The following is a 14519-nucleotide window of genomic DNA, read 5'->3' as shown; positions in this document are numbered from 1 at the left end:
ATGTTTGATTTAGTAATAAAAAATGCAAAAGAACTTAAAGGTCCGTCCTTTGAAATTGGTATTGAAAATGGGAAAATCAGCCAAATTGCACCCAAAATTACGGGAGAGACAAAAGAAACGTTGACCTTATCCTCACAGCAATATTTATCAGCTGGTTGGATTGATGATCATGTACATTGTTTTGAAGAAATGACACTTTATTATGATTATCCGGATAAAATTGGCGTTGAAAAAGGCGTGACGACCGTTATTGATGCCGGAACAACTGGCGCAGAAAATATCGAAACGTTTTATCGTTACGCCAAGCAAGCAAAAACGAATGTCTATGCGCTACTGAATATCTCTAAATGGGGAATTGTCACGCAAGATGAGTTAGCTGATTTAAGTAAAGTGCAAGAAACATTAGTGAAACAAAAAATGAATGAACTTCCTGAATTCATTGTTGGAATCAAGGCACGAATGAGTAAAACTGTGGTAGGAAAAAATGGCATCACACCACTAGATTTAGCTAAAAAAATCCAAAATGAGAATCAGCATCTACCTTTAATGGTTCATATTGGTTCTGCGCCACCAGAATTAGCCGAAGTTTTAGCTAGAATGGAAAAGGGAGATGTCTTGACTCACTGTTTCAATGGAAAAAGTAATGGTATCCTTGATTCAGAAACAAATGAAATCAAATTGATTGCTAAAGAAGCCTTTGCGAAAGGAATCATTTTTGATATTGGTCATGGGACAGATAGTTTCAATTTTCATGTGGCAGAAGTCGCAAAACAAGCAAATATCAAAGCATCATCAATTAGTACGGATATCTATATTCGTAATCGTGAAAATGGACCAGTTTATGATTTAGCAACCACGATGGAAAAGTTACATGTCGTTGGTTATTCTTGGGAAGAAATTATTGAAAAAGTAACAAAGGCACCTGCGGAAAACTTTCATCTAGCCAATAAAGGGCAGTTGAAAGAACGATTTGATGCAGATTTAACGATTTTTGAATTTTTAGAAGAACCAAAAGTGTTAACAGATTCCAATGGTTTTACTCGGACGACGGATAGTCAGATCAAACCAGTCAAAACCATTATTGGAGGGGAAATTTATGACTGTCAGTTATGAAAAATTTCACTTAAAAGAAGTCATCAACGCTTCTGGAAAAATGACCATTCTAGGTGTATCAAAGGTTTCAGAAAAAGTGCTGGAAGCGCAGCGTTTTGGCGGTGAACACTTTTTTGAAATGAGTGAATTAGTGAAAGAAACAGGGAGCTACTTGGCTGGGCTACTTCAAGTCGAAGATACTCAAATCGTTTCGAGTGCCTCAGCTGGAATTGCACAGTCAGTTGCTGGCATTATTGGGCAAGGAAGTGCCTATCACGTGTATCACCCTTATACCAAAAAAATCACCAAGCGAGAAATCATTTTACCTAAGGGTCATAATGTGGATTATGGTACGCCTGTTGAAGTGATGGTTGAACAAGGTGGTGGACAAGTTGTCGAGGCAGGATATGCCAATATGTGTACACCTGACCACCTAGAAATGATGATTACGGAAGAAACAGCAGCAATTTTATATATTAAAAGTCATCACACCGTTCAAAAAAGTATGCTGAGTGTCCAAGAAGCTGCAGCAGTGGCACATCAATATGATCTTCCTTTAATTGTTGATGCAGCCGCAGAAGAAGATTTGTTTACTTATAGTCAACTTGGTGCCGACTTAGTAATTTACTCTGGCGCGAAAGCAATTGAAGGCCCTAGTGCTGGCTTAGTGATTGGCAAGAAAACGTATGTGGAATGGGTTCGTTTGCAAAGCAAAGGAATCGGACGTGCGATGAAAATCGGCAAAGATAATTTACTAGGCTTTACTCAAGCCGTTGAGGACTATTTACTTACAGGAAGTGAAACTGGGGAATCAATGAAAAAAAGATTACTTCCTTTTGTTGAGGCGATGAACCAACTACCAAATATTGAAGCAAAAATCGTGCAGGATGGTGCTGGTCGGGATATTTATCGGGCAAGCATCAAAGTTTCAGGTGAAAAGTCAGCTAAAGAAGTGATTACTGAGTTGAAAGAAAAAGATCCTGCCATCTATACAAGAGAATATCAGGCAAACAATGGTGTGATCGAATTTGATATTCGGTCAGTCACAGAAGCCGAAATGAAAAAAATTATTACACGATTAGCAGAAATTTTAAACTAAAAACAATTGATGAGGAGAATGAAGATGTCACTTAGTCCAAATTATTTAGCCGATCGAATTTGTCTAAACGTTTTAGCAAACTCTGTCGAAAATGCAAAAGCATGTTATGAAGCAGCCAATGGTCATATTGTTTTAGGTGTTCTTTCAAAAAATTACGAAACAGATGAAGCAGCAATTACTGATATGAAAAAATATCAAGAAGCAACGAATAATGCTTTGTCCGTTGGTCTGGGTGCGGGCGATCCCAATCAAAGCCAAATGGTCTCAAGACTGTCGGCTGTTTTGCAACCACAACATGTGAACCAAGTATTTACGGGAGTAGGTGCTTCACGAGCATTACTACAACAAGAAGAAACGGTTGTCAATGGTCTTGTGTCACCGACTGGAAAAGTGGGCTATGTCAATATCGCAACTGGGCCATTAAGTTCACAAGCACCTGCAGCTGAAGTACCAATTGAAACAGCTATTCAGTTGTTAAAAGACATGGGCGGGACATCCATTAAATATTTCCCTATGAAGGGACTTGCGCACAAAGAAGAATATCAAGCAGTCGCAAAAGCTTGTGCGAAATTCGATTTTGCGTTGGAGCCAACTGGTGGCATTGATTTGGCGAATTTCGAAGAGATCGTGCAGATTGCCGTTGATGCTGGTGTGAAAAAAATCATTCCCCATGTTTATAGCTCAATTATTGATTCAGAAACAGGAGATACAAAAGTTGAAGATGTTAAAACGTTATTGGAAATGATGGAGAAGCTGGTGAAGTAAAGTGAAAAAAATGAAGATTGGTGCATATGGTGAAGTGATGTTACGCTTGACGCCCCCTGAACATTTGCAATTGGAACAAACACATACTTTGCGAATGGCGTATACGGGAACAGGTGTGAATCTGGTTGGAAATTTAGCACATTTTGAAATAGAAAGTTATCTGTTGACGGCGTTACCCGATAATCGTTTGGGGAAAGCTGCCTTAGCTAATTTAAAAAGTTTAGGTATTCAAACAGCGTATATCGTTCAACAACATCAACATATTGGTACGTACTTTGCGGAGATGGGATTTGGTGCAAGACCAACCGAAGTGACTTACCAAAACCGAAAAAGTAGTTCGTTTAGTTTGTCTCCAATCGAAGCTTATGACGTGAAACAATTCATTGAGCAAGTGGATATGCTTCATATCTGCGGAATTAGTTTAAGTTTGACTGAAATTACAGCACAAACGGCGATTACGTTGGCAAAAGAGGCACATGCTGCGGGGAAAATCGTTTGTTTTGATTTTAATTTTCGCCCAAGTTTAAACCAAGAACCAGGGAAAAAAGTGCAAATGAAACAGCGTTACGAAGAAATATTGCCTTATTGTACGATAGTTTTTGGTTCCACCCGAGATTTGGTGGAGTTGATGCAATGGAAAACAGAAGTCTCCGTTTCAGAAAATGAAACAGCCTTTATCCAATCCTTTTTAGCACATTATGATATTACGTGGTTTGCTGGTACAAAACGCCAAGTGATTAATCACGAAAAATTTTTGAGCGGTTATTTGATAACGCCGACAGACGCATTTGAAATACCCAAACAACGATTAGAGGTTTTAGATCGAATTGGTGCTGGAGATGCGTATGCCGCAGGAATCCTACTTGGTTTTGCAGAAGGCTGGTCATTGGAAGAAACTGTTGCATTTGCTATTGCCAATGCACGACTTGCGCATGCGATTCAAGGGGATGTACCATTGACAACGCGAAAACAAGTCAAGCAATTACTGGAACATCCAGACACAGATTTGATTCGTTAAGAAAAAGGCTGTGGCTCAAAGTGGTTAGCTTTAAGTAATAAGGAATTTTTTCTAAAAATAGTTTCTCATGTTTTTATGAAAAAAAGACTTATTACCGAAGAAGCTACTTTGTGAACACCGTGAATAAAGGCTGTGGCTCAAAACGCTCAGCTCCGAAAAAATAATGAGCAACTGAGAAAAATAGCTTTTCATATTTTTGGACAGTTGTAAATTAATTTGAGGAGTTGCTTTGGGGATGCCGAGGAAAAGGTTGTGAAAGAAGTGCTCAGCTCTAATAAATAAGAATAAATTTTCAGAAATTGCTTCTAAAATTTTTGTGAAATTTATTCTTATTTTGAAGGAGTTACTTCTTGAGTACCGAGGAAAAGGTTGTGGCGCAAAACGTTTAGCTCCGACAAGATAGCGAGCTGGCACTCAAAATAGCCTTTCATATTTTGAAGTGGATGCAAGCTATTGCGAGGAGTTGTTTTGGGAACACCGAGGAAAAAAGGTTGTAGCTCCAAGCGGTCAGCTTCACGCAATAAGAAATTTTTCTAAAAAAAGTTCCTCATATTTTTATGAAAAGAGGACTTGTTGCCGAAAAAGCTGATTTGGGAAATATCGCCTATTAAGAAACAGGAGCTGTGACAATAATTTTGTCACAGCTCCTGTTTTACTATGTTTGATGCTACTTTTTTTGTTTGAATTTTTTATCAATTAATTAGTCTACTCTAGTCCATTCATCTAGACTTTTCCCATTCTCATCCAGAATTTCAAGCCAACTGTTTGTCCCGCCAAAGTAAAGGAACAGACTCACTTCATTGACACTTTTCAAAATAATATCAGCAGTTGTTTTATTACCAGAAATTTTTTCTTGATGATCGGCACGTAATTTGTCACCATACTTTGCGGCGTAACTCACGGAACCATCTTTATTAAGCGGAGCTTCCTCCATCATAATAGCGCCCTTTTTAACTAGCATTTCATTTCGACTTTTCCAATAAAGGGTGGCTTTACTGCCACGAAAATGAACAGTGAATGGAATCTCACTGACTTCTTTTGTCCAACGATGACGTGCTTTGGCTGGTTTCTTTTTCTTTGTTTCTGCTGGCAAGAAGAAGTAACCGATTGTTGTCAGTATACGCAAAAATTGTTCGCGTGTTTCCTCGATTTTCGGTAAAACATTTGTAGGGATCTGCTTGGCAATTTCTTCTGGTTTCGAAATGGTTAAGTTGTTTTCTTCTGCGAGTACTAAAAAGGAGTGACTTAAATAATTTGCTTCTATTTCCCAAGGGAGCGTTACCAAAATAAGCGTATCGAAGTCCTTAGGTACGGAATCAATTCCAACACAGTGGCGATTTTGGAAGTATAATTCAAAAGAGTTGTCCATAGGTTCTACTTTCTTAGTTGAAATGGTTAAGGTTCCTTGGCTCTCAGCTAACTCGATAATTGTTTGGTCTGGTTTGATTGTTCCAGTAAATGAGATTGTCATAATGTTTTCCCTTCTCTCTCGTTTAGTTTAAGCAATAGCTACGTTCAGTTTAGCATGAATGAAAAACAACTTCCCTTTATTTGGCTTTAACTTTGGTGATTTTAGCAAAAGAACGCTAAAATAAAGAGAACTTGATAAGTTTAGAAAGAGGCGAGAACATGAATTATTTTATTAGTGATCTTCATTTTTTTCATGAGGCTCTATTAGGACAAAATGATTTTGCTCCACGTTTATTTAAAACAGTTGATGAAATGAATGCTCAACTTATCGATAGCTGGAATGCTATTGTAAAAGAGCAAGATACCGTTTATCACTTAGGTGATCTTGCCATGCATCCTCAGTATGAAAAGGGGAGTCAGGAAATACTTGAACAAGTGAAACAACTAAATGGGGAAATCCATTTTATTAAAGGCAACCATGATAGCCGTGCCTTTTTTCGTTATTTAGAAAAAAATGATCCTGGAATGATGAATCAAGACAAGAAGTTTTATTTTCATGATGTCGGTGCAATCGTTAAATTTAATCACCATCAATATTACTTAACGCATTATCCTTTATTGTTGGGGCAAAATGATGCCGTTCGTAATTTGCACGGTCACATCCATAATTATAGTGTTCCAATCGGCAATGACGTAAATGTGGGTGTAGATGCGCCGGAAAGGAAATTATTAGTCAAAACCTTACCATTCGGATCGCCATTATCAGAAGCAAACATTGATGAAATTTTTCAAGCAAAGCAAGAAGAATTAGCAAAAATTAACCGATTATGAACAAACTTCATCTTATATAAAACGGTGATTTTTTTGTTATAAATTATTGAAATTATTTTTGGTAAAATCTTAAGAACAAAGAGATGAAATTTTCAAAAAAATGACGTATAATGGAAAGCGCTGAAAAGTTGCGACCTTCAACTCGTAGATGTTTCAGAAAATCTAATTGAAATGATGGTGATAGTATGACAGACAACAGCAAAACACGCGTTGTCGTAGGGATGAGTGGCGGAGTTGACTCATCAGTAACAGCACTTTTACTAAAGGAACAAGGGTATGATGTCGTTGGTATCTTCATGAAAAATTGGGACGATACTGACGAAAATGGCGTATGTACAGCGACGGAAGACTACAAAGACGTTGCAAAAGTTGCAGCGCAAATTGGGATTCCTTATTACTCTGTGAATTTTGAAAAAGAATATTGGGATCGAGTGTTTGAATATTTCTTAGCAGAATACCGTGCAGGACGGACACCAAATCCAGATGTGATGTGTAATAAAGAAATCAAGTTTAAGGCATTTTTAGATTACGCAATGGATTTAGGTGCAGAATATGTAGCAACTGGGCATTATGCACAAGTTTCTCGTGATGAAAATGGTGTGGTTCACATGCTTCGTGGTGTGGACAATAACAAGGATCAAACCTATTTCTTGAGCCAATTGTCACAAGAACAATTAGCAAAAACAATGTTCCCACTAGGCGGTATGGAAAAATCAGAAGTACGTGCCATTGCTGAACGTGCTGGCTTAGCGACAGCAAAGAAAAAAGATTCAACTGGGATCTGTTTTATTGGAGAAAAGAATTTCAAACAATTTTTAAGCAATTACTTACCAGCAAAAAAAGGAAACATGGTGACGCTTGATGGTGAAGTCATGGGACAACATGCTGGTTTAATGTATTACACAATCGGTCAACGCCAAGGATTAGGAATTGGTGGTGGCGGAAAGACACAAGAACCATGGTTTGTTGTTGGAAAAGACTTAACAACAAACACGTTATATGTTGGACAAGGATTTAATCATCCTGCCTTGTATGCAACAAGTCTTGAAGCAAGTGAAATTCATTTCACAACCAACAATGAAATGCCGGAAGAATTCAAATGCACAGCGAAATTCCGTTATCGTCAACAAGATGTTCCTGTAACGGTTCGCTTACTTCCTGGAAATCGTGCAGAAGTCATTTTTGATGAACCAGTACGTGCGATCACACCAGGGCAAGCAGTTGTCTTTTATGATGGAATGGAATGTTTGGGTGGCGGTTTAATTGATAATGCCTTCCAAGAAGCAAAAGTGTTGCAATATATCTAAAGGTTGCGGCCAAATCGTTTAACTCCGAGAAGATAAGGAGTGATGTTCAAAAACAGTTGTCATCGTTTGGAACAATCAAGAGTTATCACAAGGAGTTGATTTGAGAGCACCGAATATCAAAGGTTGCAGCCCAAATCGTTTAACTCCGAGAAGATAAGGAGTGATGTTCAAAAACAGTTGCCATCGTTTGGAACAATCAAGAGTTATCACAAGGAGTTGATTTGAGAGCACCGAATATCAAAGGTTGCGGCCCAAATCGTTTAACTCCGAGAAGATAAGGAATGATGTTCAAAAACAGTTGTCATCGTTTAGAACAAACATTAATGATTATTTTAAGTAACGCAAGTAACAAAAAATAAATAAAAAAATAGCTGCTCCTAATTGGGAGTAGCTATTTTTTTATTTACTAGCAGATAAGTTAAGAGAATTTGGTGTAAAAAAGGCTGGCTGACATGGCAACCAACCTTTTCATTTTTTAGTTAATGTAATTGTTTTTCTTTCAAAGAATGCTTTGTTAATGCTGAATCATCTAAAGAAACTGACTTTTCAACAATGGGTTCATGGATTTCTTGTGTATTATGACGGACTAATAAAAAATTAACCATAACGAGTAACGAGGTTGAGAGAAACACGCCCCGATAACCAAAAGCACTTGAAACGCTTGAACCAATCATTGGACCAATCACATTCCCTGTCGCTTGGAAAGATTGATTGTAACTAAAAATTCTACCAGCAGCGTGATGTGGTGAATATTTCGTGATCAATGCTTGAACCGCTGGAAGAAGACAAGCATCCGAGATCCCAACTAAAAAACGCAAACCAGCAAGCTGCCAAACATTTGTGACAAATGCCATTGGAATATAAACTAAGACGGCAAAGCCTAAGCCGATTGCTAGAATTCGTTCACTACCGATTCGATCACCAAGCCGTCCAAAACGAGGTGCTGCAATCAAAGTTGCTATCCCAGGAATCGAGGCAATAATTCCGCTAACTAAAGTCACGTCCCCATGTCCATTCAATAACTGACGAATATACAAACTGATGATTGGACTAATTGAATTATTAGATGCTTGGATAATCATTGTAGTGATAAACATTCCCAAGACAACTTGAGGATACTTAAGCTCTCGAAAAATTTGTTTAGCAGAAACCATGTTTTCTTTTTTCACAGGTATAAATTCTTCATGAACAAAAAATAGACTAAGTAGAAAAACCAAAAATAAAATAATTCCAGTAATGAAAAATGTTGGACGATAGCCAAAGGTTGAAGCAGAAATACCACCTAACAGCGGACCGAGTAATGTTCCAGTAACTGATCCAGTAGCCAGTGTTCCAAGAACTTGACCACTTTTTTCTTTAGGAGTACCTGTCGCAACGAGAGCGGTGGCATTACTGATGTAGCCCGAAAAGATACCTTGCAAAAGACGTAAGCCAACAAGTTGATAAACATTGCTGACGCAACCCATTAAGGCAATCACAACTGCCATCCCAAGAGAAGCACGTAACAGCATCAATTTTCGCCCTTTTTGATCGGCAAGTTTTCCCCACCATGGGGAGATAATCGTCGTTACCAAAAAAGTAGAAGAAAAGGTTAAGCCACTCCAAAAATTCAACTGAGCGGTACTATAATGACCTAACGTATCTATGTAAAGCGACATAAATGGCATGACCAGACTGAACCCAATACCAGCCATAAAAGTTCCAAACCATAAAACGAGCAGATTGCGTTCCCAAACTTCTCTTCTTCTAAATATTTTTCTTTTTATTTCCGTAGTCAAGCAAAATCCTTCTTTCTGAAAATTTTCATCTACAGTCGATTATTATAAACTACAACTTGTAGTTTATCAACAAAACTTCCTTTTTTATCCGAGTTTTTCATGTTAAACTATGAATGTTAAGGATTTTTTTACTTATGAGGAGATTAAAGAAATGAAAAAGAGAAATCTGTCTCAAGAAAAAATCATCGACTGTTTTCGTGAGTTAGCAGAAGAAATGGATGTGCAACAACTTACTTTTCAACATTTAGCAAAACGTTTAGACATCAAGTCGCCTTCACTCTATAACTATTTTAAAAATATTCGTGAGGTGAAAACGGCGTTGACTGCGCAGCTTTTACGTGAACTGAATGACCAATTGTTACGAGCATTAGTTGGGAAAAGTGGTGCTGAGGCACTCCGAATATACGCAAAAACTTATCAAGAATTTGCTTTTGCCAATCGCGCAGTCTATGAGTTATTGATTAGTATTCCCCACACGAATGAAGAAATTTTACTCGATGGGATCCATGAAACGAATCAAATCATCTTGCAGATTTTTGAAGTATTTGAATTAACAAATGAAGAAAAAGTTCATCGCAGCCGTGAGCTAAGAAGTCTGATCCATGGGTATTTATCTTTACGTTTTTTAGGCTATTTTACTCGTGAACCACAAGTGGATCCAGAAGAAAGCTATCGCTGGATGATTGAAGATTTTATTGCGACATTGTCATCTAAAAAAGGTTTGGATAAATGAAAATTAAAATAGATTGATTTTCGTAAGAGTGATTTCTTGCAACTTTTTTGAAAAGTGACTAAGATGTAGCTATTGTGAAACGAGCAGAACAAAATGCTTACGTCTAAGTTGAAAAGAGGGAACGCAAATATGTATCAAGTAATAACCATGTTTGGTGATAATGAGCCATGGTGGTTTTTCGAGAATTGGGAAGAAGATATTCAAGATGAGAAAATCTTTGATTCTTTTGAAGAAGCCAAAGCTGAGTATGAAAAACAATGGATCGCAATCCATCAAAAATATGAATATATCAATGCGAAGAGCAACTTTCTAAGCGCCTTTTGGAATGAAGGAGAAGAGCGCTGGTGTGAAGAATGTGATGATGATCTCCAACAATATAAAGGTTTAGCTTTATTAAAAGAAAATCAACCACTCAGCGTAGAAAGTGGAAAGGAATTTTATGAAACAACTAATTCTAGCGGAAAAACCAAGCGTTGCCAAAGACCTAAGCAAGGTGCTTGGAGCTAATCAAAAACATAAAAATTATTACGAAGGACCCAAGGTGATTGTGACCTGGGCCCTTGGTCATTTATTGGGACTGAAAATGCCAGAAGACTTGAACAAAGAATGGCAGAGTTGGCAGATGGAAACATTACCGATGATTCCCAAAAATCTAGGAATCAAACCACTACCAAAAACTGGCCATCAATTAAAGGCAATCAAGCAATTAGCAACCCGAAAAGATGTGGATGAAGTTGTCATTGCAACGGATGCTGGAAGAGAAGGCGAGTTAGTCGCGCGCTGGATTTTAGAATACGTACATTTTAATAAACCAGTAAAACGTTTATGGATTTCTTCTCAAACAGATAAAGCAATCAAAGATGGATTTAAGCACCTCAAGCCAGCCAAAGAATACGATGCACTTTATGCGTCTGCTTTGGCAAGAGCAAAAGCAGACTGGTTAGTCGGTTTAAATGTGACACGAGCATTGACGGTTAAATATCAGGATAATTTATCTGCAGGCCGTGTGCAAACACCAACTTTAGCTTTAGTACGTAATCAAGAAAAGAAGATTGAACAATTTCGACCACAGACTTATTTTACAATCCATTTAGCGGTTGCTAACGAACAAGCGAAAATGATTCAAAAAAATCAATTTGCGTTGAAAAAAATAGAAGAAGCACAAGCACTTGTGAAAACATTAAGTCAGTCGAATGGTACGGTAACAGAGATTCAAGAAAAGCTAAAGACTGAACCTGCTCCGTTGCCTTATGATTTGACAGAAATCCAGCGTGAAGCGAACCAACGACATGGTTATTCAGCGAAAAAAACATTAAGTTTAGTTCAAAGTTTGTATGAAACACACAAAATCGTGACTTATCCGCGTACAGATAGTAAGTATTTGACAAATGATATGAAAAGCACGATGAAAGAGCGTCTACAAGCTGTTAGTGATTTTGCACCAGAAGTGAAACTTTACTTGAAAAATGGCGCAGTAGTGAAACAAACAAAAGTTTTTCAAGATAGCAAAGTAACTGATCATCATGCGCTGTTACCAACGGAAAATCGTCCACGTTATGAAAAATTGAGCAACGAGGAACAAAAAATTTATCAAATGATCGTAACACGTTTCTTAACGTTATTTGCTGAACCACATAAAGTGAGCCAGACAAAAATCACCGTAAATTTTGGAAAAGAAATATTTGTTTTTCGTCAAAATCGAGTGGTTCAAGCTGGCTGGAAGAAATCAGCGGAAGAAACGGTTAACGAAGTTGAATGGAAAAAAGGGCAGCGCATTACGCCAAACTTTACTATCAAAAAAGAACTTTCTGCACCGCCAAAGCCATTAACTGAAGCAAGTTTACTTGGATTTATGGAGAAGTATAGTTTGGGCACACCAGCGACTCGTGCGGAGATTATTGAAAAATTGATTAAATCAGAATTAATGGAGCGGACACCAGCTGGTCTACAAGTTTCGCCGAAAGGTAAGCAATTACTTGAGTTAGTTAATCCTTCATTAGTTACACCGGAATTGACTGAAAGTTGGGAAAAAGATCTGGAAGCCATTGCCGCAGGAAAAAAACAGGCGGGTCAATTTTTACAAGGAATTGAAAAGGAAACGAAACGTTTAGTTCAAGAAATCAAAACAAGCAAGCAATCTTATCAAGATTTTTCAATTACACAAAAGAAATGTCCTGAATGTGGTTCAAATTTACGAGAAAAAAATACGCGTGACGGTAAAATCTATGTCTGTACGAATGCGGACTGTAGTTATCGTCGACGAAAAGATCCTAAGGTGTCGAACCATCGTTGCCCACAATGTCATCGAAAAATGGAAATCATTGAGGGGAAAAATGGCGCTTATTTCCGTTGTAAATATGATGGAACGACAGAAAAAATGTTAGGGAAAAAAGAGCAAAAGAAAAAGATGACGAAGCATGAAGAGCGTCGTCTGATGAAAAAATATTCACAGGCGGAAGAGCCGGAAGAAAGTCCTTTGGCAGCTGCTTTAAAAGCTGCGATGAAAGAGTAGTAGAAAAAGGATGTGGCGCAAAACGCTTAGCTCCGACAAGATAGTGAGCAAGCACGCAAAATAGCTTTTCATATTTTGCCGTGGATGCAAACTATCTGGAGGAGTTGTTTTGGGAACACCGTGAATAGAGGTTGTGGCACAAAACGTCTTGCTTCAAACAAGTAAGAACACTTTTCTAAAAATAATAGCTCAAAATTAGTTAAACAACTAAAGAATAAAAGAAAATCAAAAAAGCCACGCAAACTTCTACATGAGAAGCTACGTGGCTTTTTATAAGATTTCTGCTATTTTTCAGCAGATTGTTTGATATGAATAAAGAAAATTTGAACCAGACTTATTTACTTAATTTCAAATGCCTATAAACTTTCAAAAATTGGCGGATGATTTAAATACTTTAGAATTTTTTGGAAATCTACAAAATCGATAATTAATGTTGTTGTATTTATGTTTGGGTGAAAGCCAACTGTGTCTTTTTGGTCGATTGCCGCATCAATAACTACTTGAATTTGATTTTCGGTATCGTGCATAAGGGCTAAAGGCGTGAGGGTGCCAGCAGGAACGCCTAATAATTGGGTCATTTGTTCTTCTGATAGAAAAGAAAGACGCTTCTCGGCTAATTCATCGGCTAACTTTTTTAAATCAGCATGTTTTTCATCAGGCAAGATAACAAGATAAATGTGCTTGCCTTTTTTTGATTTCAACAATAAATTTTTAACTTGAGGACCAGGTAAATCAAATGTCAAATTTTTAACAGATGTAATTGCTGGATGGTCCACTTTTTGATAAGAAATTCCTAGGTGAGAAAGTAGCTCGTACGCTTCTTGTTCAGTTGCTTGTGGCATATTTCATTCGACCTCCTTCATTTATTTTTATTTTAACAGGTAAAAAAAATTTGACAAATGAAAATTAATCCTGTAAATTACACGTAAGTAAATGAAATGACATCGAAAAGAAGAGTAGCCATTAGCAGTTTTTAGAGAGTCTCTGGTTGGTGCGAAGAGATAGCAACTAATTGTGAAACACATCTTGGAGTCGGTTTTTTGAAATTGAGAAGTAGGAGAACCCGGGTAGCCCGTTATAGCTGCGGTCATTGTTTGATGACCAGATGAGGTTGGCTGACTGTGAAGTGCCAACAAAAAAAGGTGGAACCACGTTTATTCGTCCTTTGGTCATAACGACCAAAGGCTTTTTTTTTTCACCAATTTCTGGAAACAAGACCGCTAGAGGTTTTTTCTGCAAGGAAAAAGCAAACAGAGGTGGAACCACGTGTAAACGTCCTCTTGGCATCAAGCCAAGAGGGCTTTTTTTATTTAAAGGAGGAAAAACAATGAAAGATTTAATTGAAGTTATGCCGCAATTATTAGTTGGAGCACTGACAACCTTGAAATTATTTTGTTTGACATTAGTCGGCTCACTACCACTCGGATTGATTTTGGCGTTAGGATTATCGCTCAACTTTAAGCCAATTCGTTATCTTCTTCAAACGTATGTCTGGGTTATGCGAGGAACACCATTACTTTTACAATTGATTTTTGTTTTTTATGGGTTACCAACGATTGGGATTGTCTTCGATCGTTTTGAAGCAGCTTTACTCGCTTTTGTATTAAATTATGCGGCATACTTTGCCGAAATCTTTCGCGGGGGAATCCAATCTATTCCACAAGGACAGTATGAAGCAGCACAAGTTTTACAATTTAGTCCTTTTCAAACAGTGACGAAAATCGTGATCCCACAGGTAATAAAAATTGTTCTTCCTTCTGTAGGAAATGAAGTCATCAACTTGGTGAAAGATTCTTCATTAGTTTATATTTTAGGTTTAGGGGACGTTATGCGTGCAGGAAAAATTGCCATGGAACGGGATGCTAGTTTATTACCATTACTAGGTGTGGCAGGAATTTATCTTGCACTGACAGGAATCTTGACATTGATTATGAAACAAGTAGAAGAGAAGTTGAACTATTATCGCTAGGAGGA

Annotated in this window: 13 protein-coding genes and 1 other annotated feature; of the genes, 10 read left to right on the top strand and 3 right to left on the bottom strand. The window is 37.6% G+C overall.

The window, feature by feature from the left end:
- From IGJ76_RS10640 to IGJ76_RS10625, 4 genes are read left to right on the top strand one after another with little or no spacing between them, the layout of a single operon-like run.
- Positions 1 to 1113, top strand: coding sequence for an amidohydrolase/deacetylase family metallohydrolase (locus IGJ76_RS10640; RefSeq protein ID WP_067482678.1), 1113 nt, complete (start codon positions 1 to 3; stop codon positions 1111 to 1113).
- Positions 1097 to 2191 carry a DgaE family pyridoxal phosphate-dependent ammonia lyase gene (locus tag IGJ76_RS10635; RefSeq protein ID WP_430596612.1) on the top strand — a complete coding sequence of 365 codons (1095 nt, stop codon included), beginning with the start codon at positions 1097 to 1099 and terminating at the stop codon, positions 2189 to 2191. The genes IGJ76_RS10640 and IGJ76_RS10635 overlap by 17 nt, the downstream gene beginning before the upstream one ends.
- A 24-nt stretch (positions 2192 to 2215) precedes the next feature.
- On the top strand, positions 2216 to 2956 hold the full coding sequence (gene dagF / locus IGJ76_RS10630) for a 2-dehydro-3-deoxy-phosphogluconate aldolase (RefSeq protein WP_430596611.1): 741 nt from the start codon (positions 2216 to 2218) through the stop codon (positions 2954 to 2956).
- 10 nt (positions 2957 to 2966) lie between these two features.
- Positions 2967 to 3974: a sugar kinase gene (locus IGJ76_RS10625; protein WP_430596847.1), complete on the top strand. Its 1008-nt coding sequence runs from the start codon at positions 2967 to 2969 to the stop codon at positions 3972 to 3974.
- A gap of 700 nt (positions 3975 to 4674) precedes the next feature.
- Here IGJ76_RS10625 and IGJ76_RS10620 read toward each other — a convergent pair.
- The gene (locus IGJ76_RS10620; RefSeq protein WP_270492848.1) at positions 4675 to 5445 is read right to left on the bottom strand and encodes a hypothetical protein; all 771 of its coding nucleotides are present in this window, start codon (positions 5443 to 5445) and stop codon (positions 4675 to 4677) included.
- A gap of 158 nt (positions 5446 to 5603) precedes the next feature.
- Between IGJ76_RS10620 and IGJ76_RS10615 the strand changes: the two genes are divergently transcribed.
- Entirely contained in the window at positions 5604 to 6215 is a 612-nt protein-coding gene (locus tag IGJ76_RS10615; protein ID WP_430596610.1) for a metallophosphoesterase family protein, read from the top strand.
- A gap of 185 nt (positions 6216 to 6400) precedes the next feature.
- Positions 6401 to 7522: a tRNA 2-thiouridine(34) synthase MnmA gene (gene mnmA, locus IGJ76_RS10610; RefSeq protein ID WP_430596609.1), complete on the top strand. Its 1122-nt coding sequence runs from the start codon at positions 6401 to 6403 to the stop codon at positions 7520 to 7522.
- Positions 7523 to 8001: 479 nt separating this feature from the next.
- Here the strand turns inward: mnmA and IGJ76_RS10605 are convergent, their stop codons facing one another.
- Positions 8002 to 9300 (bottom strand): multidrug efflux MFS transporter, encoded by a 1299-nt coding sequence (locus IGJ76_RS10605; protein WP_430596608.1) that lies wholly within the window; start codon positions 9298 to 9300, stop codon positions 8002 to 8004.
- Between the two features lie 151 nt (positions 9301 to 9451).
- Here IGJ76_RS10605 and IGJ76_RS10600 point away from each other — a divergent pair, with 151 nt between their 5' ends.
- The 3 genes from IGJ76_RS10600 to IGJ76_RS10590 all read left to right on the top strand — a co-directional run bounded on the left by IGJ76_RS10600 (position 9452) and on the right by IGJ76_RS10590 (position 12545).
- The gene (locus IGJ76_RS10600) at positions 9452 to 10033 is read left to right on the top strand and encodes a TetR/AcrR family transcriptional regulator (RefSeq protein ID WP_071868838.1); all 582 of its coding nucleotides are present in this window, start codon (positions 9452 to 9454) and stop codon (positions 10031 to 10033) included.
- A gap of 129 nt (positions 10034 to 10162) precedes the next feature.
- Complete coding sequence (locus IGJ76_RS10595; RefSeq protein ID WP_067482663.1) at positions 10163 to 10540, top strand: DUF1033 family protein; 378 nt, start codon at positions 10163 to 10165, stop codon at positions 10538 to 10540.
- Positions 10473 to 12545 (top strand): DNA topoisomerase III, encoded by a 2073-nt coding sequence (locus IGJ76_RS10590; protein ID WP_071868839.1) that lies wholly within the window; start codon positions 10473 to 10475, stop codon positions 12543 to 12545. The genes IGJ76_RS10595 and IGJ76_RS10590 overlap by 68 nt, the downstream gene beginning before the upstream one ends.
- A 356-nt stretch (positions 12546 to 12901) precedes the next feature.
- Here IGJ76_RS10590 and IGJ76_RS10585 read toward each other — a convergent pair whose 3' ends face one another.
- Positions 12902 to 13387 (bottom strand): prolyl-tRNA synthetase associated domain-containing protein, encoded by a 486-nt coding sequence (locus tag IGJ76_RS10585; RefSeq protein ID WP_075491652.1) that lies wholly within the window; start codon positions 13385 to 13387, stop codon positions 12902 to 12904.
- A 93-nt stretch (positions 13388 to 13480) separates the two neighbouring features.
- Positions 13481 to 13714: a binding site (T-box leader), on the top strand.
- 158 nt (positions 13715 to 13872) lie between these two features.
- Here IGJ76_RS10585 and IGJ76_RS10580 point away from each other — a divergent pair.
- Positions 13873 to 14514 carry an amino acid ABC transporter permease gene (locus tag IGJ76_RS10580; protein WP_067482655.1) on the top strand — a complete coding sequence of 214 codons (642 nt, stop codon included), beginning with the start codon at positions 13873 to 13875 and terminating at the stop codon, positions 14512 to 14514.
- Positions 14515 to 14519 lie beyond the last annotated feature (5 nt).

Source organism: Enterococcus sp. DIV0175, assembly GCF_050529075.1.
GTDB classification, from domain to species: Bacteria; Bacillota; Bacilli; order Lactobacillales; family Enterococcaceae; genus Enterococcus_B; species Enterococcus_B thailandicus.
Note: the sequence above shows the minus strand (reverse complement) of the source record. Positions and strands in the feature narration are given on the sequence as shown.

Coding starts and splice junctions, on each gene's coding strand:
- IGJ76_RS10640 (WP_067482678.1), top strand. CDS start 1: ATGTTTGATTTAGTAATAAAAAATGCAAAAGAACTTAAAGGTCCGTCC.
- IGJ76_RS10635 (WP_430596612.1), top strand. CDS start 1,097: ATGACTGTCAGTTATGAAAAATTTCACTTAAAAGAAGTCATCAACGCT.
- dagF (WP_430596611.1), top strand. CDS start 2,216: ATGTCACTTAGTCCAAATTATTTAGCCGATCGAATTTGTCTAAACGTT.
- IGJ76_RS10625 (WP_430596847.1), top strand. CDS start 2,967: ATGAAGATTGGTGCATATGGTGAAGTGATGTTACGCTTGACGCCCCCT.
- IGJ76_RS10620 (WP_270492848.1), bottom strand. CDS start 5,445: ATGACAATCTCATTTACTGGAACAATCAAACCAGACCAAACAATTATC.
- IGJ76_RS10615 (WP_430596610.1), top strand. CDS start 5,604: ATGAATTATTTTATTAGTGATCTTCATTTTTTTCATGAGGCTCTATTA.
- mnmA (WP_430596609.1), top strand. CDS start 6,401: ATGACAGACAACAGCAAAACACGCGTTGTCGTAGGGATGAGTGGCGGA.
- IGJ76_RS10600 (WP_071868838.1), top strand. CDS start 9,452: ATGAAAAAGAGAAATCTGTCTCAAGAAAAAATCATCGACTGTTTTCGT.
- IGJ76_RS10595 (WP_067482663.1), top strand. CDS start 10,163: ATGTATCAAGTAATAACCATGTTTGGTGATAATGAGCCATGGTGGTTT.
- IGJ76_RS10590 (WP_071868839.1), top strand. CDS start 10,473: ATGAAACAACTAATTCTAGCGGAAAAACCAAGCGTTGCCAAAGACCTA.
- IGJ76_RS10585 (WP_075491652.1), bottom strand. CDS start 13,387: ATGCCACAAGCAACTGAACAAGAAGCGTACGAGCTACTTTCTCACCTA.
- IGJ76_RS10580 (WP_067482655.1), top strand. CDS start 13,873: ATGAAAGATTTAATTGAAGTTATGCCGCAATTATTAGTTGGAGCACTG.